We start from the raw sequence: 24,452 nt of genomic DNA, 5'->3' as shown, positions 1-24,452 counted from the left end.
CAGAGTGTAGATCGATTTTAGCTAAGATATATTAATAAACTGTTGATATATTTCTCCAACTGTGTTCTTGTGCAGATAAATATGCGGCAGGGTCACATGAGATTGTTGAGTTGAGGAAAAAACAAATTGTCTAAACAAGATTTAATTGAAATGGAAGGCACAGTCACCGAATCATTGCCCAATGCAATGTTTCGTGTTGACTTGGACAACGGGTTTAACGTCCTAGCACACATTTCCGGCAAAATTCGCCGCAATTACATCAAAATTTTACCTGGCGATCGCGTCAAAGTGGAGTTAACTCCTTATGACCTGACAAAAGGTAGAATTACCTATAGACTACGGAAAAAGTAAAACTATGTAGAAAATCCTACCATAAATCAGCTTTTTTGGGGATTGCCCACTTAATTAACTGAATTATTTTCTCTAGAAATGCTATAATTTACTATTTGGAGTCAAGTAAAAAGGCATGAAAGTCAGAGCCTCAGTCAAGAAAATTTGTGAAAAGTGCAACGTGATTAAACGCCGTGGTCGAGTCATGGTGATTTGTGTCAACCCAAAGCATAAGCAACGTCAAGGATAAATCTCTGACCAATCAAGCTTAGTGCAGCATAATATCACCATAGAAACGAAAAGACGCGATTAATCACGTTTTATCAACAGCGATTACGAACAAAAGAGGGAGAGATTAATTGTGGCACGGATTTCCGGAGTAGACCTTCCACGCGATAAGCGCGTCGAGATTGGTCTAACTTACATTTACGGAATTGGGTTATCAAGGTCGCAAGAAATCCTAGCGGCGACCGGTGTGAACCCAGACACCCGCGTTAAAGACTTAAGTGATGCTGATGTTGCAGCCCTACGCGGCGAAATAGAAAGCAACTATCAAGTCGAAGGTGACTTGCGGCGTTTAGAGGCGATGAATATCAAGCGCTTAGTTGATATTGGCAGTTACAGAGGTCGTCGTCATCGCATGGGCTTACCTGTCAGAGGACAAAGAACTCGCACCAATGCTAGAACCCGACGTGGGAGAAGGCAGACAGTGGCTGGTAAGAAGAAAGCCCCTGGCAAATAAAGTTTTTTGGCTTGCTAATAACAGCAAGATTCACCTTAAATTCACTAAACAAATATGGCGAGACAACCAACTAAAAAATCCGGGAGCAAAAAGCAAAAACGGAACGTACCTAACGGTATGGCCTACATTCAGTCTACTTTCAACAATAGCATTGTCACCATTACCGATCAAAATGGAGATGTCATCTCCTGGGCAAGCGCTGGTTCTAGTGGATTTAAAGGGGCAAAAAAAGGTACACCATTTGCAGCGCAAACCGCCGCTGAAAGCGCAGGCCGTCGAGCGATCGATCAAGGGATGCGCCAAATTGAAGTCATGGTCAGCGGGCCAGGTGCGGGAAGAGAAACTGCTATCCGAGCATTGCAAGGAGCAGGACTAGAAATTACCCTGATTCGGGATATTACTCCCATTCCTCACAATGGCTGTCGTCCTCCCAAGCGCCGTCGCGTTTAGATAAAACCTGTTGAGCGATGAAAGCTATAAGTTAAAGCTCAGGAATAACACCTGCAATGCCTTCAGAGGCATATAGAGTATTAACTTTGCAGTATTCCAATGCTTATAAACTTCAGACCCATTGTGTGACTATAAAGCACGTCAGCCCTTCCCACAGGAAAGGCTGCTCAACTTTTGAAAATCAACAACATTATCAGCGCCTGCGGTCTGAATTGGGACATATAAACTTTACCAAATTTAAATCTTGGCAGTTTGATACACCTCAATTACAGATCAGGCAATAAAGTAAATTCGAGAGGCAATTGATTTGTCTTCTAGCAGCACCTTAAAAAGGGAGGCTACTCCGTGGCGCAGTTTCAAATTGAATGTGTAGAGTCAAATACTGAGGAAAGTCGAAGTCATTACAGTAAATTTATTCTGGAACCTCTAGAGCGCGGTCAAGGAACAACGGTAGGCAACGCGCTGCGGCGGGTTTTACTTTCTAATCTAGAAGGTACAGCAGTTACAGCAGTACGTATTGCCGGAGTTAGTCACGAGTTTGCCACAGTTCCAGGCGTGCGAGAAGACGTGCTGGAAATCCTCATGAAAATGAAGGAAGTCATCCTCAAAAACTATTCCTCCCAACCTCAGATTGGTCGGTTACTCGTTAACGGTCCAGTAACAGTTACTGCGGCGCATTTTGATTTACCCAGTGAAGTAGAGGTTATTGATCCGACCCAGTATGTAGCTACCCTAGCAGATGGCGGCAAACTGGAAATGGAATTTAGGATCGAGAGAGGCAAAGGATATCGCACTGTAGAACGAGGACGGGAAGAAGCCACATCGTTGGACTTTCTGCAAATTGACTCGGTGTTTATGCCAGTGCGGAAAGTCAACTATAGTGTTGAGGAAGCTCGTGGGGATGGATCGCTAAAAGACAGATTGCTATTAGAAGTTTGGACAAATGGTAGTCTTTCTCCTCAAGAGGCTCTATCTTCAGCAGCCGGAATTTTGGTAGATTTATTCAACCCGTTGAAAGATATCTCCCTGGAACCAACAGATACAGGTTCAGATATTCCAGACGATCCAACTGCTCAGATTCCTATTGAAGAGTTGCAACTTTCTGTCCGAGCTTATAACTGTCTCAAACGAGCGCAAGTTAACTCTGTGGCAGACTTGTTGGATTACACCCAAGAAGACCTCCTAGAAATCAAAAACTTTGGTCAAAAGTCAGCGGAAGAGGTAGTGGAAGCTTTACAGCGACGTTTAGGCATTACCTTACCGCAAGAAAGAGGTTCAAAGCAAACCTAACTACAATCCTTAATAATTCATAGTGCCTTATTATGCGTCACCGTTGTCGAGTCAAAAAACTCAGTAAACCAGCTGACCAGCGCCGCGCTTTATTGCGATCGCTAACCACCGAGCTAATCCGTCATGGTCGAATTACTACCACATTAATCCGCGCTAAAGTCCTGCGGAGTGAAGTGGATAAGATGATTACCCTAGCTAAAAATGGCTCCTTGTCAGCACGTCGGGAAGCTCTAGGATACATCTTCGACAAAACACTAGTTCATTCTTTGTTTGAGCAAGCTCCCACTCGGTATGCTAACCGTCAAGGAGGTTATACTCGCATTCTGCATACCATTCCCCGTCGGGGCGATAATGCTGAAATGGCGATTATTGAACTAGTTTAAAGTCATTAGTCATAGGAAATAGGGAATAGGGAATTAAGAGAAAAATAAATTAAAAATCTAAAAACTCTTGCCTCTTGCCTCTTGCCACTGACAAAAACCAGTATGTTAGAAAGCCGCCAGCCTACCCCAACCCACAGAGTATCCTTAGTCATTCAGTACTTAGGGACTCGCTTTCATGGCTGGCAAAGGCAAAAGGCGCAGCGTACTGTCCAGGAAGAAATAGAAACAGCTATAGCTACTGTTCTGGGGTATCATGTGACACTCCACGGCGCAGGGCGAACCGATGCCGGAGTTCACGCAGCTGCTCAAGTAGCTCATTTTGATGCCACAGGTTTAATTCCGGCTCATAAATGGGCAACAGTTTTGAACAGCTATCTGCCCCCAGATATATTAATCAGAGCTTCAGCCAGTGTAAGTGATAGTTGGCACGCTCGCTTTAGTGCAGAATCTCGACGATATCGCTACACTATCTATACTGAAGCACTACCGAACTTGTTCGTAACTCCCTTCAGTTGGCATTATTATTATGCTCCCTTGGATGAATCTTTAATTCAAGCTGCCCTTGAACCTCTACTGGGAAAACATCATTTAGCTGCTTTTCACCGTGCAGGATCTGCGCGATCGCATTCCTGGGTAGAAGTACAAGTAGCCGAATGTCATCGCAGTGGGCCATTTATCCATATTGAAATTCAAGCAAATGGATTTTTATATGGCATGGTGCGCCTATTGGTAGGGATGCTGGTACAAGTAGGTTCTGGACAAAGGACGCTGAATAATTTCACCGAAATCTGGAAAGAAGAACGCCGGGAAGAAGTGAAATATGCCGCACCTCCCCAGGGCTTATGCTTGTTAAGAGTCGGTTATCCCGATTTTCCCTTTCCCAGCGAAATTTGGTACGACACCCTGCCATATTTAGTGTTTAGTCAGTAGTCATTAGCACAACTGACTAAGAACAAAAAACAAAGGACAAATAACAATGAGTAGTAAAACATACCTTCCTCCTCAAGCAACCCTTGAGCGTGACTGGTACGTAGTAGATGCCACCGATAAACGCCTCGGCCGTCTGGCAACCGAAATCGCCATGATCCTCAGAGGGAAAAAGAAACCTGAATATACCCCCCACATGGATACAGGTGATTTCGTAGTTGTCATCAATGCCGAAAAAGTGGCAGTTACAGGCAAAAAACGTACCCAAAAAATCTACCGTCGCCATTCTGGTCGTCCCGGTGGAATGAAAACAGAAACCTTTGCCAAGCTGCAACAGCGCCTACCCGAAAGGATTTTAGAACACGCTGTTAAAGGTATGCTACCTAAAAATAGCTTGGGTAAGCAATTATTCACTAAATTGAAAGTATACGCTGGGCCTACTCATCCCCATGCGGCTCAACAACCCAAAGAACTAATAATTAATACAATTCCTGGAGAAAATTAATGCAAGTAGCAGAAGCTAATAGCGGTCGCGCCGTTTACTGGGGTACAGGCCGACGTAAGTCCGCAGTAGCGCAGGTACGCCTAGTTCCAGGCGAAGGTAAGTTTGTTGTCAATGGCAAAGATGGAGAATTGTATTTCCAATTTAATGCCAACTATCTAGGAGCTATCAAAGCGCCCTTAGAGACCTTGGGACTAGAAAGCGAATATGACATTTTAGTCAAAGCAGAAGGGGGCGGCTTAACAGGACAAGCAGATTCCATTCGCTTGGGAGTAGCCCGTGCCTTATGTCAACTAGACCCAGATAATCGCCCACCTTTGAAAACCGAAGGCTACCTAACTCGTGACCCACGAGCTAAAGAACGGAAGAAATACGGTTTACACAAAGCGCGGAAAGCTCCTCAATACTCCAAACGGTAATCCATTTTGGATTTTGGATTTTGGATTTTGGATTGACTTAGAAATTCTAAAATCTGAAGTTATACCAGCCTGCCAAGGCTAAAAGTTATAATTTGTATAGATTCACCACAAAAGGAACAATGGCTAAATCTGATATTCATCCCAAGTGGTATCCAGAAGCTAAAGTCTACTGCAACGGTCAAGTTGTCATGACCATAGGTTCAACCAAACCCGAACTGCACGTAGATGTTTGGTCTGGAAATCACCCTTTTTACACTGGTACTCAGAAAATGATTGACGCTGAGGGTCGAGTTGAACGTTTCCTCCGCAAGTACGGCATGAGCAGTACTCAAGAAACTGGCGAAACTACAAAGTAGCGGATTGGCTGTAGCTGTTAACGACGACCCTGCATCTGCTGGGTCGATTGTCATTTAATGCTTGAGCCAATTTGTTATTGTAAGGAACCGTACTCATGGCTGAATCATACCTGCTGGAGAAACTGAAATCTGTTGAACAAACTTTTCATGAATTAACACGTCGGTTAGGCGACCCTGATACGACTAAAAATCCTGACGAGTATCAAAAGATTGCCAAGTCTCGTTCTTCCTTGGAAGAAGTAGTAAATACTTATGAAACTTGGAAAATTGCTCAGGAAGATTTGACAGGCGCACGTCAAGTACTCAAAGAAGCAAATAATGATCCTGAGTTGCAAGAAATGGCAGCTTTGGAAGTTAGTGAATTAGTAGAAAAGCTAGAATACCTAGAAAGTCGCTTGAAAGTTTTGCTGCTACCCCGTGACCCCAATGATGATAAAAACATCATGTTGGAAATTCGCGCTGGGACTGGTGGAGATGAAGCGAGTATCTGGGCAGGTGATTTGTTGCGGATGTATTCCCGCTATGCTGATACTCAGAGTTGGAAAGTGAAGCTAGTCAGCGAGTCTCTAGGTGAGATGGGTGGCTTCAAAGAAGTGATTCTGGAAATTCAAGGCGATAGCGTTTACAGCAAGCTGAAGTTTGAAGCAGGAGTACATCGTGTACAACGTGTCCCAGCAACAGAAGCTGGAGGTAGAGTTCACACTTCTACAGCCACGATCGCTATTATGCCAGAAGTGGATGATGTAGAAATTCATATTGACCCGAAAGATATTGAAATGAGTACAGCCCGTTCTGGTGGTGCTGGTGGACAAAACGTCAACAAAGTGGAAACAGCCGCTGACTTGTTCCACAAACCAACAGGAATCAGAATTTTCTGTACAGAAGAACGTAGCCAGTTGCAAAACAAAGAACGGGCTATGCAAATTCTGCGGGCTAAACTCTATGAGATGAAATTACGGGAACAACAAGAAGCTGTCACTTCTATGAGGCGATCGCAAGTCGGTACAGGTTCCCGTTCCGAAAAAATTCGTACCTACAATTATAAAGATAGCCGGGTTACTGACCACCGATTAGGTCAAAATTTCACCCTTAATCCTGTATTGGAAGGCGATTTAGAAACAGTTATCCAATCTTGTATTTCTCAAGATCAGCAAGAGCGTTTAGCTGAATTAGCTACCTCTGGCAGCTAATTTCCACTATCACGTATTCTGAAAAACCGCTTGTTGTTCTGTTGCTTTTAACTCAGACAGGCGGTTTTCTAATAACTGATGCAGCGCATATTCAATCTTACTCAGATAATTGTAATAGATAAACTCATAACCTATAACGTAGTTTAATCTCGTCCATTCCTTGAGATTTTGGCAGTTATCAATTAACTTTTCTACTTCTTTGTACCAACGGGTAAAAATTCGATAGCTGAAAAAACTGCTGCAAATGTTACCTTGATTATCCCAATAAGAAATAGACACCTGATGCTTGAGACAGTGAATTTTTTTGATTTGCTTCACATTGTAGCCTTTAGCTTGTAAAGCTTCTTGGGCTTCAGCTTCCGAAATGTCCCACTGTTGTGGTTTAATTTTATTAGAGCTAATTAAGTTTTTACCTTTGCGGCGATATTTATTAATTTCGCGTAAATGGCGAGACATGATGCACCTGGAATAGGATTGGCAGAAATCTAGAGTTGGTAGCTAAATCCTTGTCACCAACTAACTCCTTTCACTTCAAGCTAGTTGAGATAATTTACCACTCTTGTGTTTCTTTAAGTTTATATATAAAAACTTTAGTTATAGTTTAATTCCAAAAACCGTAGATGTCAATATAAAACTAAAGTTGTAATATTAAAAGTAAAGTTGTCCAAACAACTGACTAGTTACCTATAGAAGCAGTGAATATTGAAAGCAGAGAAAAACTGATTGAGATTATCAAACTAGCTCGTGGTGAGATGAGTAAACGGGCATTTGGCAAACTTTTGGGTGTTTCTGCTACCTCAGTTCAGATGTGGGAAAAAGGCGTAAAAGTTCCAGATACTGAGAATTTGGCAAAAATCGCAGCGAGAGCGGGTTACACACTGGAAGAGTTACTCAGTTGTTTAGATGGTAAGCCAATCCAAGAAACCTCAGATTTGGTTTTAATTTTGAGGCAAATCCAACATATGCCTTTGAGTCAAGTAGCGCAAATTGTGCAAGCGGCAGCGGACAGGTTAGCTGCTGTGGTGGAAGCTACAGGTGATTAAGCAAAAGTGAGTTTAATTATACTCGTGACGATGGATATGGACATGATACTCGGCAAGATTGGGAAGGTTGATTTTTTTGTCTCTTGCGATTAGATGAATATGGATTTATTGAACCGCGAAGACGCAAAGAGCGCGAAGGAAGAGGGAAGAAGGAAGAGGGAAGAAGATGAGTTTGGGTATTTATCAAATGCTTTTACTCTTTTTGTTGATTAATTTGTAACATGGAGATTATTACAGGTACTTAAGATAATTTCCTTGCGAAAATGGTAGCAGCTACACCGGAAAGTTTGGCAAAGTTTGTGAGTTTTTGTCAGCAGCACATTACGGGACAGGAACGGAAGGAAGCACAAACGTTTTTAGACCGATTTTTTCGGGCGTTTGGACATGAGGGGGCTTTGGAAGCTGGTGCAACTTACGAGGAAGCGATTAAAAAAAGTAGCAAACAGGGGAAAACTGGTTTTGCTGATTTGGTTTGGAAACCTCGCGTTTTGATTGAGATGAAAAAGCGGGGAGAAGATTTAAGTAAGCATTATTCTCAGGCTTTTGATTATTGGACGCGGTTGGTTCCTAATCGTCCTAAATATGTAATTTTATGCAATTTTGATGAGTTTTGGATATTTGATTTTGATATTCAGTTAGATACACCTGTAGATAAAATAGCGCTGGAGCAACTGCCAGAACGGGTGGGAGCTTTGGTATTTATGGAATTAGGGCAAAAAACTCCTGTATTCCAAAATAATCAGGTTGAGGTGACAGAACGCGCTGCACGGCGCATGGGAGAATTATTATTAGAGTTAGAAAAACGAGGAATTGAGAAGTTAACAGCACAGCGATTTATTTTGCAATGTGTGTTAGCGATGTTCGCAGAAGATAGACAACTTTTACCTCGTGATATGTTTGTTTCTTGTGTGCAGGATTGCAAAAATGGGGGCAGTTCTTATGATATTTTGGGTGGTTTATTTCGGGAAATGAATCAATTGGGTAAAACACCTGCGGGACGTTATCAAGGAGTAGATTATTTTAACGGTGGATTATTTTCACAAATTCATGCAATTGAGTTAACAAAAGAAGAATTAAATTTTTTAGATGTCTCTGCACGGGAGAATTGGAGTAAGGTACGTCCGGCTATTTTTGGGAATTTATTTGAAGGGACGGTGGATAAAAAAGAGCGTCACGCGAGAGGAATTCATTATACTTCTGAAGCGGATATCATGAAAATTGTCCGTCCGACTATTAGCCGTTTTTGGGAAAAAAGAATTGAGGAAGCGAATACAATTAAAGAACTTTCGAGACTGCAATTAGAGTTGCAAAGTTATCGCGTTCTTGACCCCGCTTGTGGTTCTGGCAATTTTCTTTATATGGCTTATCAGGAGTTGAAGAGAATTGAAACTTTGCTGTTAGAGAAAATGCAACAAAAACGAAAATCTGAAGATAAGCAAATGCAAATGGGTTTGGTGACTCCATTACAATTTTATGGAATGGATACAAATCCTTTTGCTGTGGAATTAGCACGGGTGACTTTGATGATTGCGCGGAAGATTGCAATTGATAATTTGAATTTAACTGAACCAGCATTACCGCTGGATACTTTAGATAATAATATTATTTGTCAAGATGCTTTATTTACTGAATGGGTAAAAGCTGATGCTATTATTGGAAATCCGCCTTTTTTAGGTGGACATAGAATAAGACAAAATTTAGGTGATGATTATGCTGAAAAAATTTTTAGTAAATTTTCTGAAGTTAAAGATAAGGTAGATTTTTGTGGTTATTGGTTACGGTTATCACATGAATATATTAAGGAAAAAGGTAGAGTAGGTTTAGTTGGTACAAATACTATTAGTCAAGGTAATACTCGTAGAGCCGGACTAGATTATATAACTCAAAATAGTGGTATTATCCATGATGCTATTTCATCTCAGCCTTGGTCAGGTGATGCAAAAGTTCATGTTAGTATTGTCAATTGGTGTTATCAAAAACCACAAGTATATTATTTGAATAATCAGATAGTCAAATCAATTAGTTCTTCTCTTCAATCGACTATAGATGTTTCTATAGCTGTTCGACTACAAAGCAATCTAGATTACTCATTTAAAGGTGTTCAGCCAAGTGGGAAGGGTTTTATTGTAACTGAAACACAGGTAAAAAACTGGATTAAGGTTGAATCAAAAAATAAAATATTACTTAAATTATTATTATCTGGTGCAGATATAACTGATGAACCCAATGGTATTCCCAGTCGTTGGATTATTGATTTTAATGATATGACGGTAGAAGAAGCTAGTGATTATGAAATGATTTTTTTACATATTCAAGACACTGTTAAAATAGAAAGAGAAAACAATAGAAGAGAGGTAACTAGAATTAATTGGTGGCAACATGGTGAAAAGCGTCCAGGAATGAGAAAAGCAATTAAAAATTTATCTTGTTACTTCGTTGTTCCCAGGCATTCTAAATGGTTTATTTTCATTCCTGGTCAATCTAATTGGCTACCAGCAGACTCAACAACAGTTATAGCATCAGATGACTTTTATATATTAGGAATTCTCACATCTAACATACATCGCATTTGGGTAAAAGCGCAAAGTTCTACTTTAAAAGGAGACACTCGTTACACACACAACACCTGTTTTGAAACATTCCCATTTCCCCAAATACCCAATACAAAATTAGTACAACAAATTCGCGCTAAAGCTGAAGAACTTCATCAATATCGGACAGAACAAATGGAGTCAAAACAGTGGGGAATTACCACACTTTATAATAAATTCTTCCACGAACCAACCAGCCAACTTTATAAACTGCATCAACAATTAGATAAACTAGTCATGCAAGCCTATGATTTCCACCCGAACGACGATATTCTAGAAAAACTCCTCAACTTAAACAAAGAACTGGCAGAAAAAGAAAAACAAGGAATAAAAATCATCGGACCCTCGTCACCAAATTAAAAAACCCTCTGCGTTCCTTTGCGTTTACCTCCTCATACCTCTGCGTTTCATAACCACTGTCCACCCCGAAAACGCCAGCGAGGAAAAACAATCCTCATTAAACTTTGTGAAGTGATAAAAACAGCTATCCAAACAATACTGTAATGGAGAAAAAATAATCCTATGGGTAATTCTTCTTTAGGCATAGGTATGGGTAAAAAGCCAAAAATCTTAACTCCACAAAATATAAATACCATTTCCCAAATACCTGCAAAAAGTTGATAAGCTGCTGGCCAGTCCCTATCCCAACGCGATTTTTGTAGATAATTATAAACAACATCCCAACCTAAACCAAAAATAGCAACATAGGCAAGTATCCAAAAATATATGGCATGAGGACGGTTGCCAATTAAACCAATAGCAAAAGGGATAGATATTAATATGCCGACAGTTGCTAATAATAATAATCTAGTTTGCCAACGACCAAATAAAGTTGGAGTCATAAATAAATATCGTTAAAGAATTGAAATCACTATTTTATAGAGTTTTTAAGAACCCCTCCCCCAACCCCCTCCCCGCAAGCGAGGAGGGGGCTATGATATTAAAAATTATGAATTTTTTAATTCTAGTTGGTAATCTAATTGGCAATGATATTTTGCTAATTCTGACCAGTTGAGAACAGCTTCTAAAAGGTCTTGATAACCTAAAGTATTGGGGTGGAGTCCGTCAGAAGTAATGCGTTTTTCTCGCCAATCTGGACTGCGTTCCATCCATTGGTCGAAAATATCTAAATAAGGTATTTGCCGTTGGTTACAAGCGATGCGAGTTGCTTCTTTGTAGCGATATTGGTCAGTGTGATTGTAGTATAGACAATCGAGAAATGGCATTTTGGTTTCGTCTACGGGAACCATTCCTACAAAGACGACGGGACACAGTTGTTGTGCTTGGTCTAATAATGCGGCGATATCTGTTTCAAATTGAGAGATATTTGTGTAGTTTTTACCGTTAGGACGACCTAAGCGGGGTGTATCGTTAACTCCGACAGATAAAATAATCAGGTCAGGGAAACGGTTACGGACTTCTCCGCGATTGCGAAACTCTATTTCTAGCCTTTGGGAAACTTGTTGAGTGCGATCGCCCCTCACTCCCAAATTATATAGCACATGACCGACACTATCCGGTAACATCCACCACCGTCTTAGTTGTTCCACCCAACCACCTTTATCCGGGTCGCCGTATCCATATACTAAACTATCTCCCAAGGCGACAATCTTGAGAGGCTGGCATAATTTTGGCGCTACAGGCAGCATTGAGGAGGAAGGCTTCAAGGTTTGGGTTTGCATCTTAAAACAGCAGTGTAATTGTAATTTATGTCTTTACAAGATTCTATACATCTTTGCACTATTGTATGGTATCTTTTTTATCTTTTCATCTGAAACACGGTAAATTAACTCTGTTGGACTGTTTCACTAGACTCTGGACTTGAGGAGATACAAAAAAAATTTTCAGCCATTATACCAATAGTACAACTTAATACCTATGAATTATTTGTGAATCATATTACTTTTTTAAAGTCAACAGTAAATATATTATAGATAGAGTATTAATTTTGTATATAATACAAATATATATCAAAAATTTCGGCAATTTAACTTTGAATTTGGCAAATTTATCAAAATGAGTTTGAATTTTACAAAATTGTCATCTCTTTAATGCTTAACATAAGAAATCAGAATTATTTTGATCTAAAAACCTTGAAAAATTAATTTGATATGGCTTTACCCAAAAAAATATCTAACCCAGGCACTACTTTTAATTAGCTACGTCAACAAATCTACATTTACTCAATCAGATGGGATTAATTTCCTAGCCTAATACAATGCCTAATACAAGGCATCGCATTGAATAAACAACTACCAAATCGAAATTCCTAATGCTCTTAGATCATATGACTCGTAGATTCTGTCAAAATCTGATGCAGCTACATAAATCTACAATCAATACATCTTTCACCAGGATGAAAATAAATTTATTCTCTTTAGTTTCGCAGTGTGGAGAAACAATGAATTTGTATTCTAAATTACTGAAAACTCTGTTTCCAGTGTTATTTTTAATGTCCTTGGTCGCCGTTTTATGGGTAAATACTTTTACCTCTGCCACCGCTCAAACGCCTCGTCAAGAAATTCGTGGAGTGTGGATCACCAACAACGATCTTAATATCTTCAAAGATCGTGCCAAAGTTCAAGATGCCGTCACACAAATACGAAAGCTCAATTTTAATACTATTTATCCTGTAGTCTGGAATTCTGGTTATGTCATGTATCCTAGCAACGTAGCCAAACGTATAGATATTCAACCATTTGTTTTTCGCGGTTCAGATGGACATGATATTCTGGCTGATATAATTAATAAAGCTCATCGTCAAAACTTACTTGTTATTCCTTGGTTTGAGTTTGGTTTTATGGCTCCTCCTACCTCGGAATTAGCATTAAATAAACCAGAATGGTTCACACAAAAACGGAACGGTGGCGAAACTTCTATTAGTGCGGCTGGTGAGGTTTCATGGTTAAATCCTTTTCATCCAGAAGTACAAGATTTTATTACCAATCTGCTGTTAGAACTTGCTAACAACTATGATATTGATGGTATTCAGTTTGATGATCACATGAGTTTGCCTCATGAATTTGGTTATGATCAATATACAGTTGCCTTGTATCGTCAAGAAACTAAAAAGAATCCTCCCGCAAATTTTAAAGACCCAGAATGGGTAAGCTGGCGTGCAAATAAGATTACTGATTTCATGGTCAGACTCAACCAAAGAATTAAGCAAATAAAGCCAAAAGCAATTTTTTCTGTTTCGCCTAATTACTACGATTTTGCTTACAAGTTGCAACTGCAAGACTGGCTACAATGGGTGCGGTTAAACATAGTAGATGAGTTAATTGTGCAAGTATATCGCGCTGACATGAATCATTTTAATGCCAAAATTTCTCGCCCAGAAATGCAAGAAGTACAGCAAATAATTCCTGCGGGAGTCGGAATTATGGCAGGGTTAAGAACTAAACCAGTATCTATAAAACAAATTAAATCTCAAGTACGAGCCGCCCAACAGCGGGGTTTAGGTGTGGTTTTTTTCTATTACGAAAGTCTTTGGAATAGTTCTTTAGAATCATTAAATGAACGTTTAACGGGATTAAAAAGTCTTTTTCCCTATCCTGCATTTCGATTAGCAGCAGATTAAAGGGGTAATTGGTAATTGGTAATTGGTAATTGGTAGAACTTTCTTATCTTCCTGTCACCTGTTCCCTATTACCTGTTCTCTATTATGGTGACTGATTTGATACCCATTTCAACCATTGTTTAAATGAATTGAAGGTATTCAAATGACCAACTCCTGGGGCGCGGGCTGTGTATAGTCCATCAACAGTAACTAAAGCCGAGTACTGCAAACCCAGAAAGCTATCAACTGCTGCATAGGGTCCGCCTAAAGTTATTGCTCCTGCGGCATACATTTGACCCTTGGTGTTTCGCATTTCTACTAATTCAAAATTATTTGCTACTACTAACCGCCCTAAATGATTTAGGGGTAAATTGTAATGTTTAACCAAATCTTCTAACAACGGATTAGCATCAACTTTGGCATCTAATCCAGTCGCATCAATAATAAAATCAGCGGCTAACTTCATTTCCCCAAAACCTTTTTCTTGAATGTGGGTAATGGTGTGATTTTCGTTATCTCGTTCTACATCCATTACCTGACCAAAAGCAATTTGATACCAACCTTCTTTAATCCCTTGTTCGACGATATTTTGCCAGTCTTGACGGTCTGCGGTAGTAGTTCCACCCCAGTCTGCTAATAGTCGCTGACGTTCTTCTGGTGTGGCTTTTTCTAACATCACCCGTAGTTCCCCACCCCAACAGGCTTTTGGCCAGTTAAAGGGTTGAAATTCGTAGTGATTTTTAACTGTACGCTGGGCTTTTTGAAATTTGTTGCCTTGTGGTTTAGGCGATCGCATTAAATGCAAAACTGTAATATTGCGATTTTGCTTTCTGGCCTCATAAATCCGCTGGATAATCCGCGAAGCCACAATACCCCGACCCCTAATCAACACAGTCCCACCTTGGCGTTCTAGCTGTTCATAGACATGATTATGGTCTTCATAGGCATTAACCACAGATTTGAAATCTTGATATTTTTCTCTATAAGCTTGCAAATCTGGGAGAAACTGAATCGCCGGATATCCCGTAGCTAAATGTAAATAACGACAAACTAAAAAAGCATAATTTCCCGGACTGCGTGAATAAGCAATACAATATCTACCATCTTCAGTTTTACGAATTGACCGCACCCTGCCATAACGATAAATTTGATCCCAATTAATACGTTTTACTTCTCTATCTATAGAATTAAAAACATTCTCAGCACGGGGAGTATAAGTTTCCGCAAAAGTTGGTTCACCAAAAACCTGCCATAAATATTGAACCGCCGATTTTAATTGACCTTTAGTTAAATCATGCCAAAATTCTCTCACAGCATAACTAGGCCAACCCCAAATATTATCAGGACAAGAATCAGAATTAGAACGCAACCTTTCACGTAAAGGAATTTGCGAATTCAGACAAAGCCGTTTATAACGCGCATAGGGTTCCGCTTCTAGTCCTAACGCGATAATTTTTTCAGCTTTAATCCCGCTGATTCTCAGTAAATCAACCCAAATAAAACTACCCAAACCAGCGCCAACTGCTAGATAATCACATTCATCAACCGGTAAACCCGTAGCATGAAGCGCCTGTAAATCAACTTTTATCTCCTGAAAAGCTGGTGGTGGAAAATTACTGCTAACAGGTTCGACAGAAGGGACTGGAGATAAACTAGAGTCGGGGAGATTAGTCTGAGGATTAAATTGAATTGTGGAAGGTTGATTAGGACTAGGAATGGTAGTATTCAGACCAAACTGCACCGTGATCATATAGGGGCCAATTTGCAAGGTATCCCCATTAGCCAACTGACAGCGCGTTTGGCGTTGACCATTGACTAATACGCCATTAACGCTATTTTGGTCAATTACTACAAAATTATTGTCTTCCCAGTCTTGTTCCCAATCAATAAGAACGTGATAGCGAGATACCTCATTACTATCCAATAACATCCGTGAGACACGTTGACCCCTAATTTCATCTGGCAAACGGGCAAATTCTCGGCCAAAAGCAATAGGTAAACTTAACTTAGGTTCTCGTCTTTCTCCTGTCGCTGGATCTTCCCAACTTAATTGAATTTGTAAATTAGTCATTGGTCATTGGTTATTAGTCATTAGTTATTAGTCATTGGTCATGAGAAATATTAAAATATTAGTTAAACACTTAACTCTTTGGTGCTACTAGCACACTTACCGCTCCTGCTAAAGACGTACCACACCAAGGACAACCTACTTGCATATTTTCTGGTGGCGAAACTTTATGACATTTAAAACATTGCAAACCATAAGTTAATTTTGGTTGTGTAGGTGCTGATTTTTTTTGGTGCTGATATGCAGGTTGTTGAGGTGGAACTAAAATTGTTGCAGGAATACTATTAATAGCAATTGCAGTAACTTGGAGTTGTTGCTGTCCTAAATAAATTATGCTCCCTTCACTTAACATCATTTCACCTTGTATTAATGACTTACCATCAATTTGAGGGGGGTTTACTTCCCGCAAATTTCTAATATAAAAACGTTGTTGTTGAGAATTAAAAAATATTTCTACGTGTAACCCAGAGACAGTCGGATGAGTTAAAATAATATCGCACCGTAAAGGGTCACGACCAATGCGGAAAGTACCAGTATTTTTGCTGGATTGTTGCTCATCAATTTGTTGAGTTTTACTCTGTCCTGCATCGTACCACTGTAAAGTTAATGTATTCATTATTTTTAGGTAACTTTTATTTAGCTACTTCAACTCTTGATTGTGCGATTCCTAACATAATTCGGGAATAGTAAGCAAGTCTTGAAAATCAACTTTAATAAATAATGATCTGTAATATCTACAATTTATCAGTCTCTTGTCGAGTGCGTCAGATGTTGAAAATCTGTTGAATATTAACGAATTATAAAGCCTGACGCACCTTACTAATATGCTAGTGCAAGAGATATTGAGTAACATTTGCGTAAGTAAAATTTATCTGTCTGATGCTAATTTATCCGCAATGCGAGTGGTTTCTGGCAACCTATATTTTGGCGTGCAGCGTAACACATAGTCAATTGCTGTTGGTAAACTTATACGGTGTCCACTAGATATATAAAGAGGTTTTACTCCGGTGCGTGTGCGTAAAACTGCGCCAATAGTTTCTTTTTTATGTATTAATGGTTGCCAGCTACCTCTAGGTTCTGGTAATTCTTCATATTTACCAATAAATAGAGATTTTGCTACACCAATTGTTGGTATATCCACAATTAATCCTAAATGGCAAGCTATGCCAAATCTTCGTGGATGGGCAATTCCTTGACCATCACACAATATTATATCAGGTATAGTTTGAATCTTTTCTAAAGCATCCAAAAGGGCAGGTATTTCTCGGAAAGAGAGGAAACCAGGTATGTAAGGAAAGACCGTAGGACGGTATGCTAAACTCGTTTCCACTACTTGCAAATCAGGAAAACTCAGTACTGCAACTGCTGCACGACTAATTTTACCATCTTCAAGAAAACCCATATCCACACCTGCAATGTACTTGATAGGTTCTTTAAGTACATCTATAGTAATTACTTGATTTCGCAGGGTTTCTTGAATGGTTATAGCTTCTTCAACCGTGGAAGGCCAAGAATGAATTTGTTGAATCTTCATATTTAAATTGGGAATAAAAATGTTGATATTCCGAAATAGTGCGTTCTATTGGTGTATCCATATATAGTAATCCTTGCAGCGGTTGTGAACACCTTGTAACTTGGGTTAGATGCAGCAATTAACTCATAAAGCTCACAGATAAATCATCAAACTACGTCATAACCTAACATCTACGAGGAAATCTGTTTTCATGATTTTTTAGGATCACTATATATCATTTACTTTACCCAAAAATTATGTATAATACCATCAGAAATACTGGCAATAATTTCTCATTCATTTTGTATCTTGGTGGGGGACTAGGTTTATTACTTTTTGTATCAATATTTTTACGCCCCTTTGCCATTGTAAATGCTGGGGAACGGGGTGTAATTATGCGGTTTGGCAAAGTCCAAGATACAATTTTAGATGAAGGAATTCACCCAATTATGCCAGTAGTCACATCAGTTAAAAGGCTTAATGTTAGGGTTCAACAAAATAGTTTTAAAGCTGGTGCTGCTTCTAAAGATTTGCAAACAATTACAACGGAACTCGCTGTTAATTGGCATATTGATCCACTTAAGGTAAACAAGGTTTTTCAACAAGTTGGAGATGAAGATTTAATTATTGATGGCATTATGACACCCGCAGTATCAGAAGTTTTAAAAGCAGCTACAGCTAAAAAAACAGCAGAAGAAATCATCACTAAAAGAACAGAACTTAAAGAAGAGATTGATAGTAATCTCAAAAAAAGGATAGAGGAATATGGTATACTTATAGATGATGTTTCTCTAGTAAATTTTTCCTTCTCTCCAGAGTTTAGTAGAGCAATTGAATCTAAACAAATAGCTGAACAAGAAGCAAAACAAGCAAGTTTTATTGCTCAGAAAGCAACTCAAGAAGCACAAGCAGATGTTAACCGTGCAAAAGGTCAAGCTGAAGCACAAAGATTACAAAGGCTAACTTTAACACCGGAGTTATTGCAAAAGCAAGCGATAGAAAAATGGGATGGACGTTTCCCAATGGTTATGGGTGGTAATGGTGCGGTTCCTTTGATTAATATTAATCCTAATGATTTAGCTGGACAAAAGAAAAATTAGTTTTTGTTAAGTGGGAGAAGTAGGGTTAATTTAGATTACAAGATAAGAATATTCTCTACCAAATAGAATATTCTTAATTAAAACCTCCGTTAAATTGGGGGTTTTTACTATTTTAGAGATTTTTTTGTCTGAGAAAATGTTACTTTAATATTATGTGTGGGAATACTGTATGCTGCTTTATTCACCCATAAAACAACATAAGTTAATTGCTAAATATCGTCAGTGTGAGGAATCTTTAATCAAGCTATGAAAATGTCTGAATCAGGATATCCAGGATTTAAGGATTTGCAGGATTAAGAAATTCAGGGATTAAATATTTTTGATGACAACGAAATCCTGTTAATATGAAAATTTTGCCAATGATGATAACAATGTCTGAATCAGGATATCCAGGATTTAAGGATTTGCAGGATTAAGAAATTCAGGGATTAAATATTTTTGATGACAACGAAATCCTGTTAATATGAAAATTTTGCCAATGATGATAACAATGTCTGAATCAGGATGACTAGTATTAAATTATTTTCAGGAAAAAATATTTTTTGATAACCACAAAAATCTTGAAATCTTGTAAATCCTTAAATTCTGATTCAGACAATAAATTCTATAATCAACCCAAACTACTTCACTTCAAATCTTCTGAATCCTGATTTTGCAGGAAATTTGTTATTTTCAAGGAGATTAAATTATGAGTTTAACTATTAATGAATAATGCTCCGTTTAAAACATTCTCTAAGCAACTCCATAATCTGTATACGGACGTTTATAAGGAGGATGTAAACCCAGGACGATATCTTCTCTGGGAACACCCATTTTTACTAAATCTTCTGCGGGATTTTCTTCTGTTAAATTCTGTTGTAACCAAATTTTGCCGTTTTTAATATCAAAGTGAATCACAGTCATATAAACACGATTTAAATGTTCCCAACCAATGTTCATCCACTGGTAATGGTCACGTTCTGTATCAAAGATGAGTTCCACATCTACTTCGTCAGTTGAAATATCGTCTTTGGCGTAATCTGTGAGTAGGGTTTGAATGTATTTTCGATATTTGGCTATGTTATCCATTTTACAATCACCTCATTATCTGGTTCATATACCACTAATAGAACTTCATACCTTTTTAGTGCAATTTGTGTAAACTCAAGTTGAAAAAAGGTTTGATAAACTTCAAATGGAACTGCCATATATAGTATACGATCTGGTTCAAGAGCTTCTAAAGCCAGACGATAGCTGAGAAACTGACCTAAAGCAGCATAAAAGTCTGTAATAGCCGAAGGATTAACAAAACTCTTAATTTCTACTGCTATTTTCTCACTTTCTCTTTCAGCCGCAATTAATTTATCAGCACCTAAATCTATATTGAATTTGACGTTGCCAAATTTAAATTTTAGTGGATCATCTGTAATCATCCATTGCTCTTTTTGTTAAGCCTTTTTTACTGATTCGTGAAATATATCTTTTGCTGACACTAATTGCTATTAACTCACGAATCAACTTTTAGTTTCGCCAATATCTCTAAGCGTTTAAGATAATTTTTCATATCTTCAGGACTTTTTGTTGGAAAACAACCATCGTTGTACAGATAAATTATATCTGTATTTGAATCACAATTCCACGATAGTTTTTCTGCCGTTGCTGAACCTATACCTTTCAATTTAACACTAATAGGATAGTCTTCATACTCGATATGTTCTTTGGTATTAAAACCTAGTGGTTTGTATCGCCTATTAAGGACTACATATCTTCCATCAGGTTGTTTCTGAAGGCAATAGGGAAGAAATACTGCTCTGAAATCGTTAAGTGCCATATCCTTTTACTCCGAGTTTCTTCAAAGCATTTGCCGCTGCTTGTTGTTGAGCGTCTTTCTTTCTCTTACCTTTTCCTTGACCACAAATATTACCTCCTATTTCAACTTGAACAGTAAACTCTTTGTTGTGATCTGTTCCAGTTTCTTGAATAGTCGTATATTCAGGAATATCAAATCTATTTTTTTGAGCGTATTGTTGTAATAATCCTTTAGCATTTTCTAAATTTTCTAAACTGATATTTTCAGGAATTTTATCCTCACCTACTGATTCAAATAAAGGATATACTATTTCTTGGACTGCTTGGATACCAGAATCCAGATAGTACGCACCAATAATAGCCTCAAAAGTGTTACTCAATAGAGATTCTTTTTTGCTACCATCTTGTAATTTTTCTCCTTTTCCTAATAATATCCATTTTCCCAAATTTAATTGATTAGCTAATTTTGCTAATTGGGGATTATCAACTAGTCGCTCTTTTAATTTACTTAATTCACCTTCAGAAATATCCCCGCACAATTCATAAATATAAGCACCTGCTAAAAAACCTAAAATACAATCTCCTAAGAATTCTAATTGTTCATTATCTTTATTGATTCTATTTTCATAGGCATAAGAACGATGAGTTAACGATCTTTCTAACAAGGTAACATCTTCAAAAGGAATATCGTTAAGAATTTCTGCTAAACGTTCCTTACTTTTTATTTCTTGAGTAGATAGTTGTTGTGTTCGTTTTTGACTACGATTTTGCTCTTGTACTAAAGCTTGAAAAATCTTTTGTTTATATTTTTCAACCTCTTGTGCTTCTTCAGCTTCAATAGCTTGCAATAAACGATAAATACTATCTATAGCGCGATAAGCATCTTCGGTAGAAAATGGTGTATTATGCGCCCATTTATTGCGAATCTGAATAATTTCACTTGCAAATGCCCTTTCAGTATTAGATAAATGCTCTTTATCTTTAAATGCTTTATCCCATCTTTTTGTCATCACAGAAAGTAATGATGATATGTCTTGCTGTAAACTTTCTTCTGTAGTTCGTTTTAAATTTGTATCTGAAGACAAACATTGTCCAGCTTGAGTAAGCCATTGATTACCATACACCAATCTCATTTTCTGTTCCACATAAGGATATAAACCTTGAGAAAGTAATTTCAGACATTTATCAATCACTTGATGGTTATTTAACATATTCAGTTCCAGATCATCTTAAGAAAATTTCATTTGTATAAAATTATAGCAACTGCCAAGAAAGTATCCATTAAATCCTCAGGTTAAACGCATCTAAATCCCATAATCCATGCTGAGATTGAATCATGGTTGGCTTTGTTTATTTAGGGCTTGCTGAGTAAAGCTAGAACCGCTTCTTAATAAGGGTTTCGCGGATTTTGAGAACAAAAAAGTGCAAGGCTATGGCATTTAGAGCCTCAAAATCCTTGCATTTCTATGGAAAAATAAGGGTTGAATTTGGAAACCAATCTCCCAAGCCACCATTTTTCGCACTGTGTGGCATCTAGGTTCGCTTTGAGGACTTATTCAGCAAGCCCTATTTAGACTTCTGTAAGTGCGTATTGCAATACGCCCCTACTTTTTTGATTCTAGGTTCAATAATATCTGCATTTACATCATAATATTTAGCTGCTTCCGACATATTAAAATGCAATAAACTCTCATCTCCAAGATTTTTAATTGTTCTAGGTCTAGAAGGTTCTATATTCAAAGCTTTAATAATTTCTGATGCTATAGCTTTAGCTAATAAAGGAGGTACAGAATTACCAATTTGTCTAAAACCATGCCATTTTGTCACATGAAATCTAAACCAGTCTGGATAAGAATGTAATCTTGCTGCTTCTCTGACAGTGATACATCTAGGAATAAATGGGTGAATTGGACGGGGAGAAGTAAATGCACCTTTATTACTAGCAGTTCCGGCTCTTAATGTATTGCAAATACCTTTATAATCAAGTTTATAAAAGCGGCTAATTGGTTCAATTTTGCCTGGTAAAGTATCTGCAAATCTTTGAATTGATGCTTCTGTATGTTTGGTTCTTAAACTGGAAGTGAGAATTTTTGGATCATAAATACGTTTATAACTGTAGTTATTAAATTTAGAATTAAAACTATTTAGTCTGTTAACATATCTGCTGCTTTTACCAAAATCTGCTAACACCCAATCTTGTTCATATAGTTCTGGATAATTTTCAATTATTGGTAAATCTTGTAGTGCTTTTTTAACTGTAGGTGTTAATGAAAGCTGATTATTAATATTTTTCTTTTTTCTAATATGTATGCTAACTGGTTGGGGATAATTTGGTAAGTCTAAATCTTGACGACAAGCTAATAAAAATAATCTTTCTCGGTTTTGTGGAACTCCATAATTAGCTGCATTTAAAACTTGATAATCTTGATAAACTTTATAATTAATTGCTTCAAAAGCAGAAATAACTTCTAAAATAAACTCACGGTGTTTACCGACAGTCATGCCTTTGACGTTTTCTAGAACTACAAATTTAGGCTGTAACTCTAGAACTAAACGAATATAGTGAAAAACTAGAGAATTACGAGGATCATCTAATAAGCGTTTACCCATTAAAGAAAATCCTTGACAGGGTGGTCCACCGAATAAAACATCAATTTCTTGATTTTTAATTTTAGATGATTTTCTAATTTCTTCTCCGGTAATTTCAACAATACTTTTACAAAAAATTTGCCAAAAAGGGAAATTAAATTCGTGGGTTGCACAATGAACTGGGTCAATTTCTACTGCTGCGAGAACATCAAAACCTGCTTGTTCAAAACCAAGTGTCATTCCCCCAGCACCAGCAAATAATTCAACAGCTATTGGTCTTTTATATTTATTTTTTCGGACTAATTCCCCATCAAAAAGTTCTAATTGGGTAGCATTTGTAGAATTTCCTTGGCGGCGCGATCGCATACTCCTACTTCTCCCAAACATCGCCGCATTTCCTGATAATCTGCCAAAGTTTGCTGTCTGCGCTCAGGATTGAGTAACAATTCCATCGCTGCTTGCGTGATATTCTCGGCTGTGGCTTGCTCTTGCAGCAATTCTGGCACAATTCCCCGCATTACAACTAAGTTGACTGGGGAAGCAAAGGGAATGGAACCTTTGAGGATATTCCGCGCAATCCAAGCAGTAATGGTATTCAGGCGATAAACAACTACTTGCGGTACATTTAACAATGCCAATTCTAAATTAACAGTACCAGATTTGGTAATTGCAAAATCAGCCGCTGCAAAAACTTCTTGCTGTTGACCTGATACAACTGTAGCTTTTAAACCGTAATCTTGAATTGCTTTTTCTATCGGCTGTCTGAATGCTTCTAAAGAGAGAGGAATCCAAAAATGGGTTTCTGGTAATTTAGATTGAATATTTTGAGCAGCTTGGCAAATGAGGGGTAATAGATATTTTAATTCTTGCTGGCGAGAAGCTGGTAAAAGCGCGATCGCAATTTCTTCTGGTTTAATTCCCAAACTAGTCCGTGCTGCTTCTCGACTAGGAGTATTTTCCAGCCTATCAATTAAGGGATGACCCACCCAATTAACATTAGCCCCTTTCTGCTGATAATAACGAGCTTCTTCGGGAAAAATTGCCAATAGCTTATCTGTAAAACTGACAATTCGTTTCGTTCTCTCAAAACTCGTTGACCACACCCACTCTTGCGGTGCAATATAATACACTATAGGCACATCAGGAAAGTGCTGCTCCATATAACTACCAATGCCGATATTAGGAGTCATGTAGTCAATCAGCACCACCAAATCAGGGCGATTTTGCTTCAAATAAGCGATCGCTTGGCGTTGTACCTGAACAGTAGGAATAAAAAAAGGTAGAGCCTCAATAATACCCATCGAGCCAATACCGCTAGTATTGCCTAAAATTGTCGCACCAGCTGCGGCCATTTTATCCCCACCCAAAGCCACAACTTCCAACTTCAAACCCGTAGCCGCAACTTGACGCTGAAGTGCCGCAATTAAAAGTGATCCCTGCAAATCACCCGAAACCTCACCCGTGCTAATAAATATACGCATTTAGATTTTAGATGTTGTATTTTCTTCTCTTCCTTCTTCCTTCTTCTTTATTTCTTCCTTCGCGCTCTTCGCGCCTTCGCGGTTCAATCAATCCATATTCTTCTTCCAGTGATTAGGGAGTATTGCCATAT

26 protein-coding genes and 1 pseudogene are annotated in these 24,452 nt (G+C 38.3%); 15 read left to right on the top strand and 12 right to left on the bottom strand.

Features of this window, described 5'->3' with window-relative positions:
- Window positions 1-126: 126 nt before the first annotated feature.
- The 11 genes from infA (at window position 127) to prfA (ending at window position 6,589) form a co-directional block, all read left to right on the top strand.
- Window positions 127-351, top strand: a complete 225-nt coding sequence (gene infA / locus VB713_RS15130; protein WP_006276978.1) for a translation initiation factor IF-1 — start codon at window positions 127-129, stop codon at window positions 349-351.
- 115 nt (window positions 352-466) lie between these two features.
- Window positions 467-580, top strand: coding sequence for a 50S ribosomal protein L36 (rpmJ, locus tag VB713_RS15125; protein WP_015129703.1), 114 nt, complete (start codon window positions 467-469; stop codon window positions 578-580).
- Between the two features lie 111 nt (window positions 581-691).
- Window positions 692-1,072 carry a 30S ribosomal protein S13 gene (rpsM, locus tag VB713_RS15120; protein ID WP_015215931.1) on the top strand — a complete coding sequence of 127 codons (381 nt, stop codon included), beginning with the start codon at window positions 692-694 and terminating at the stop codon, window positions 1,070-1,072.
- Between the two features lie 54 nt (window positions 1,073-1,126).
- Window positions 1,127-1,522: a 30S ribosomal protein S11 gene (gene rpsK / locus VB713_RS15115; protein WP_015215932.1), complete on the top strand. Its 396-nt coding sequence runs from the start codon at window positions 1,127-1,129 to the stop codon at window positions 1,520-1,522.
- Between the two features lie 345 nt (window positions 1,523-1,867).
- On the top strand, window positions 1,868-2,812 hold the full coding sequence (locus VB713_RS15110) for a DNA-directed RNA polymerase subunit alpha (protein ID WP_323312337.1): 945 nt from the start codon (window positions 1,868-1,870) through the stop codon (window positions 2,810-2,812).
- 32 nt (window positions 2,813-2,844) lie between these two features.
- Window positions 2,845-3,195 carry a 50S ribosomal protein L17 gene (gene rplQ / locus VB713_RS15105; protein WP_323312336.1) on the top strand — a complete coding sequence of 117 codons (351 nt, stop codon included), beginning with the start codon at window positions 2,845-2,847 and terminating at the stop codon, window positions 3,193-3,195.
- Between the two features lie 102 nt (window positions 3,196-3,297).
- Window positions 3,298-4,125: a tRNA pseudouridine(38-40) synthase TruA gene (gene truA, locus VB713_RS15100; RefSeq protein WP_323312335.1), complete on the top strand. Its 828-nt coding sequence runs from the start codon at window positions 3,298-3,300 to the stop codon at window positions 4,123-4,125.
- A gap of 46 nt (window positions 4,126-4,171) precedes the next feature.
- Window positions 4,172-4,627, top strand: a complete 456-nt coding sequence (rplM, locus tag VB713_RS15095) for a 50S ribosomal protein L13 (protein ID WP_323312334.1) — start codon at window positions 4,172-4,174, stop codon at window positions 4,625-4,627.
- Window positions 4,627-5,043 (top strand): 30S ribosomal protein S9, encoded by a 417-nt coding sequence (gene rpsI / locus VB713_RS15090; protein ID WP_323312333.1) that lies wholly within the window; start codon window positions 4,627-4,629, stop codon window positions 5,041-5,043. The genes rplM and rpsI overlap by 1 nt, the downstream gene beginning before the upstream one ends.
- A gap of 119 nt (window positions 5,044-5,162) precedes the next feature.
- Window positions 5,163-5,399 carry a 50S ribosomal protein L31 gene (gene rpmE / locus VB713_RS15085; RefSeq protein WP_323312332.1) on the top strand — a complete coding sequence of 79 codons (237 nt, stop codon included), beginning with the start codon at window positions 5,163-5,165 and terminating at the stop codon, window positions 5,397-5,399.
- A 95-nt stretch (window positions 5,400-5,494) separates the two neighbouring features.
- Window positions 5,495-6,589: a peptide chain release factor 1 gene (prfA, locus tag VB713_RS15080; RefSeq protein ID WP_323312331.1), complete on the top strand. Its 1,095-nt coding sequence runs from the start codon at window positions 5,495-5,497 to the stop codon at window positions 6,587-6,589.
- Between the two features lie 9 nt (window positions 6,590-6,598).
- On the opposite strand, the gene VB713_RS15075 is transcribed toward prfA, so the two are convergent.
- Window positions 6,599-7,045: a hypothetical protein gene (locus tag VB713_RS15075; protein WP_323312330.1), complete on the bottom strand. Its 447-nt coding sequence runs from the start codon at window positions 7,043-7,045 to the stop codon at window positions 6,599-6,601.
- A 239-nt stretch (window positions 7,046-7,284) separates the two neighbouring features.
- On the opposite strand from VB713_RS15075, the gene VB713_RS15070 reads away from it, so the two are divergent.
- Both VB713_RS15070 and VB713_RS15065 read left to right on the top strand, forming a co-directional pair.
- Complete coding sequence (locus VB713_RS15070) at window positions 7,285-7,632, top strand: helix-turn-helix transcriptional regulator (protein WP_323312329.1); 348 nt, start codon at window positions 7,285-7,287, stop codon at window positions 7,630-7,632.
- A gap of 263 nt (window positions 7,633-7,895) precedes the next feature.
- Window positions 7,896-10,583: a DNA methyltransferase gene (locus VB713_RS15065; RefSeq protein ID WP_323312328.1), complete on the top strand. Its 2,688-nt coding sequence runs from the start codon at window positions 7,896-7,898 to the stop codon at window positions 10,581-10,583.
- 47 nt (window positions 10,584-10,630) lie between these two features.
- On the opposite strand, the gene VB713_RS15060 is transcribed toward VB713_RS15065, so the two are convergent.
- Both VB713_RS15060 and VB713_RS15055 read right to left on the bottom strand, forming a co-directional pair.
- Entirely contained in the window at window positions 10,631-11,065 is a 435-nt protein-coding gene (locus VB713_RS15060) for a hypothetical protein (protein WP_323312327.1), read from the bottom strand.
- 105 nt (window positions 11,066-11,170) lie between these two features.
- The gene (locus tag VB713_RS15055; protein ID WP_323312326.1) at window positions 11,171-11,905 is read right to left on the bottom strand and encodes a GDSL-type esterase/lipase family protein; all 735 of its coding nucleotides are present in this window, start codon (window positions 11,903-11,905) and stop codon (window positions 11,171-11,173) included.
- Window positions 11,906-12,624: 719 nt separating this feature from the next.
- Here VB713_RS15055 and VB713_RS15050 point away from each other — a divergent pair.
- Window positions 12,625-13,803 (top strand): glycoside hydrolase family 10 protein, encoded by a 1,179-nt coding sequence (locus VB713_RS15050; protein WP_323312325.1) that lies wholly within the window; start codon window positions 12,625-12,627, stop codon window positions 13,801-13,803.
- 82 nt (window positions 13,804-13,885) lie between these two features.
- Here VB713_RS15050 and VB713_RS15045 read toward each other — a convergent pair whose 3' ends face one another.
- The 3 genes from VB713_RS15045 to nfi all read right to left on the bottom strand — a co-directional run bounded on the left by VB713_RS15045 (window position 13,886) and on the right by nfi (window position 17,384).
- Entirely contained in the window at window positions 13,886-15,853 is a 1,968-nt protein-coding gene (locus VB713_RS15045; protein ID WP_323312324.1) for an FHA domain-containing protein, read from the bottom strand.
- Between the two features lie 70 nt (window positions 15,854-15,923).
- Complete coding sequence (locus VB713_RS15040; RefSeq protein WP_323312323.1) at window positions 15,924-16,466, bottom strand: FHA domain-containing protein; 543 nt, start codon at window positions 16,464-16,466, stop codon at window positions 15,924-15,926.
- A gap of 252 nt (window positions 16,467-16,718) precedes the next feature.
- Window positions 16,719-17,384 (bottom strand): deoxyribonuclease V, encoded by a 666-nt coding sequence (nfi, locus tag VB713_RS15035; RefSeq protein ID WP_323312322.1) that lies wholly within the window; start codon window positions 17,382-17,384, stop codon window positions 16,719-16,721.
- Window positions 17,385-17,620: 236 nt separating this feature from the next.
- Between nfi and VB713_RS15030 the strand changes: the two genes are divergently transcribed.
- Window positions 17,621-18,463, top strand: coding sequence for a prohibitin family protein (locus tag VB713_RS15030; RefSeq protein ID WP_323312321.1), 843 nt, complete (start codon window positions 17,621-17,623; stop codon window positions 18,461-18,463).
- A gap of 732 nt (window positions 18,464-19,195) precedes the next feature.
- On the opposite strand, the gene VB713_RS15025 is transcribed toward VB713_RS15030, so the two are convergent.
- The 6 genes and pseudogenes from VB713_RS15025 to lpxB form a co-directional block, all read right to left on the bottom strand.
- On the bottom strand, window positions 19,196-19,531 hold the full coding sequence (locus VB713_RS15025) for a XisI protein (RefSeq protein ID WP_323312320.1): 336 nt from the start codon (window positions 19,529-19,531) through the stop codon (window positions 19,196-19,198).
- Window positions 19,519-19,935 (bottom strand): annotated as a pseudogene (locus VB713_RS15020) (XisH family protein). Before VB713_RS15020 ends, VB713_RS15025 begins: the two are co-directional and overlap by 13 nt.
- Before the next feature lie 14 nt (window positions 19,936-19,949).
- Entirely contained in the window at window positions 19,950-20,273 is a 324-nt protein-coding gene (locus VB713_RS15015) for a hypothetical protein (RefSeq protein WP_323312319.1), read from the bottom strand.
- Window positions 20,263-21,462 carry a ribonuclease III gene (rnc, locus tag VB713_RS15010; protein ID WP_323312318.1) on the bottom strand — a complete coding sequence of 400 codons (1,200 nt, stop codon included), beginning with the start codon at window positions 21,460-21,462 and terminating at the stop codon, window positions 20,263-20,265. Before rnc ends, VB713_RS15015 begins: the two co-directional genes overlap by 11 nt.
- Window positions 21,463-21,817: 355 nt before the next feature.
- Window positions 21,818-23,206, bottom strand: coding sequence for a DNA cytosine methyltransferase (locus tag VB713_RS15005; protein WP_323312317.1), 1,389 nt, complete (start codon window positions 23,204-23,206; stop codon window positions 21,818-21,820).
- Window positions 23,161-24,321: a lipid-A-disaccharide synthase gene (gene lpxB / locus VB713_RS15000; RefSeq protein WP_323312316.1), complete on the bottom strand. Its 1,161-nt coding sequence runs from the start codon at window positions 24,319-24,321 to the stop codon at window positions 23,161-23,163. Before lpxB ends, VB713_RS15005 begins: the two co-directional genes overlap by 46 nt.
- Window positions 24,322-24,452: the final 131 nt, after the last annotated feature.

Origin of the sequence: Anabaena cylindrica UHCC 0172, from assembly GCF_034931625.1 — a bacterium.
Classification (GTDB): Bacteria; Cyanobacteriota; Cyanobacteriia; order Cyanobacteriales; family Nostocaceae; genus Anabaena; species Anabaena cylindrica_A.
This window is presented reverse-complemented; position numbering and strand designations above follow the sequence as displayed.

Bases quoted from the DNA above. Each gene is read 5' to 3' on its own strand.
- VB713_RS15015 (WP_323312319.1), bottom strand. From the start codon at position 20,273: ATGGCACTTAACGATTTCAGAGCAGTATTTCTTCCCTATTGCCTTCAG.
- VB713_RS15055 (WP_323312326.1), bottom strand. From the start codon at position 11,905: ATGCAAACCCAAACCTTGAAGCCTTCCTCCTCAATGCTGCCTGTAGCG.
- rplM (WP_323312334.1), top strand. From the start codon at position 4,172: ATGAGTAGTAAAACATACCTTCCTCCTCAAGCAACCCTTGAGCGTGAC.
- rnc (WP_323312318.1), bottom strand. From the start codon at position 21,462: ATGTTAAATAACCATCAAGTGATTGATAAATGTCTGAAATTACTTTCT.
- VB713_RS15030 (WP_323312321.1), top strand. From the start codon at position 17,621: ATGTATAATACCATCAGAAATACTGGCAATAATTTCTCATTCATTTTG.
- rpsK (WP_015215932.1), top strand. From the start codon at position 1,127: ATGGCGAGACAACCAACTAAAAAATCCGGGAGCAAAAAGCAAAAACGG.
- VB713_RS15050 (WP_323312325.1), top strand. From the start codon at position 12,625: ATGAATTTGTATTCTAAATTACTGAAAACTCTGTTTCCAGTGTTATTT.
- rpmJ (WP_015129703.1), top strand. From the start codon at position 467: ATGAAAGTCAGAGCCTCAGTCAAGAAAATTTGTGAAAAGTGCAACGTG.
- rpmE (WP_323312332.1), top strand. From the start codon at position 5,163: ATGGCTAAATCTGATATTCATCCCAAGTGGTATCCAGAAGCTAAAGTC.
- truA (WP_323312335.1), top strand. From the start codon at position 3,298: ATGTTAGAAAGCCGCCAGCCTACCCCAACCCACAGAGTATCCTTAGTC.
- VB713_RS15025 (WP_323312320.1), bottom strand. From the start codon at position 19,531: ATGGATAACATAGCCAAATATCGAAAATACATTCAAACCCTACTCACA.
- rpsI (WP_323312333.1), top strand. From the start codon at position 4,627: ATGCAAGTAGCAGAAGCTAATAGCGGTCGCGCCGTTTACTGGGGTACA.
- VB713_RS15040 (WP_323312323.1), bottom strand. From the start codon at position 16,466: ATGAATACATTAACTTTACAGTGGTACGATGCAGGACAGAGTAAAACT.
- VB713_RS15005 (WP_323312317.1), bottom strand. From the start codon at position 23,206: ATGCGATCGCGCCGCCAAGGAAATTCTACAAATGCTACCCAATTAGAA.
- lpxB (WP_323312316.1), bottom strand. From the start codon at position 24,321: ATGCGTATATTTATTAGCACGGGTGAGGTTTCGGGTGATTTGCAGGGA.
- prfA (WP_323312331.1), top strand. From the start codon at position 5,495: ATGGCTGAATCATACCTGCTGGAGAAACTGAAATCTGTTGAACAAACT.
- rplQ (WP_323312336.1), top strand. From the start codon at position 2,845: ATGCGTCACCGTTGTCGAGTCAAAAAACTCAGTAAACCAGCTGACCAG.
- VB713_RS15065 (WP_323312328.1), top strand. From the start codon at position 7,896: ATGGTAGCAGCTACACCGGAAAGTTTGGCAAAGTTTGTGAGTTTTTGT.
- VB713_RS15075 (WP_323312330.1), bottom strand. From the start codon at position 7,045: ATGTCTCGCCATTTACGCGAAATTAATAAATATCGCCGCAAAGGTAAA.
- nfi (WP_323312322.1), bottom strand. From the start codon at position 17,384: ATGAAGATTCAACAAATTCATTCTTGGCCTTCCACGGTTGAAGAAGCT.
- VB713_RS15045 (WP_323312324.1), bottom strand. From the start codon at position 15,853: ATGACTAATTTACAAATTCAATTAAGTTGGGAAGATCCAGCGACAGGA.
- VB713_RS15060 (WP_323312327.1), bottom strand. From the start codon at position 11,065: ATGACTCCAACTTTATTTGGTCGTTGGCAAACTAGATTATTATTATTA.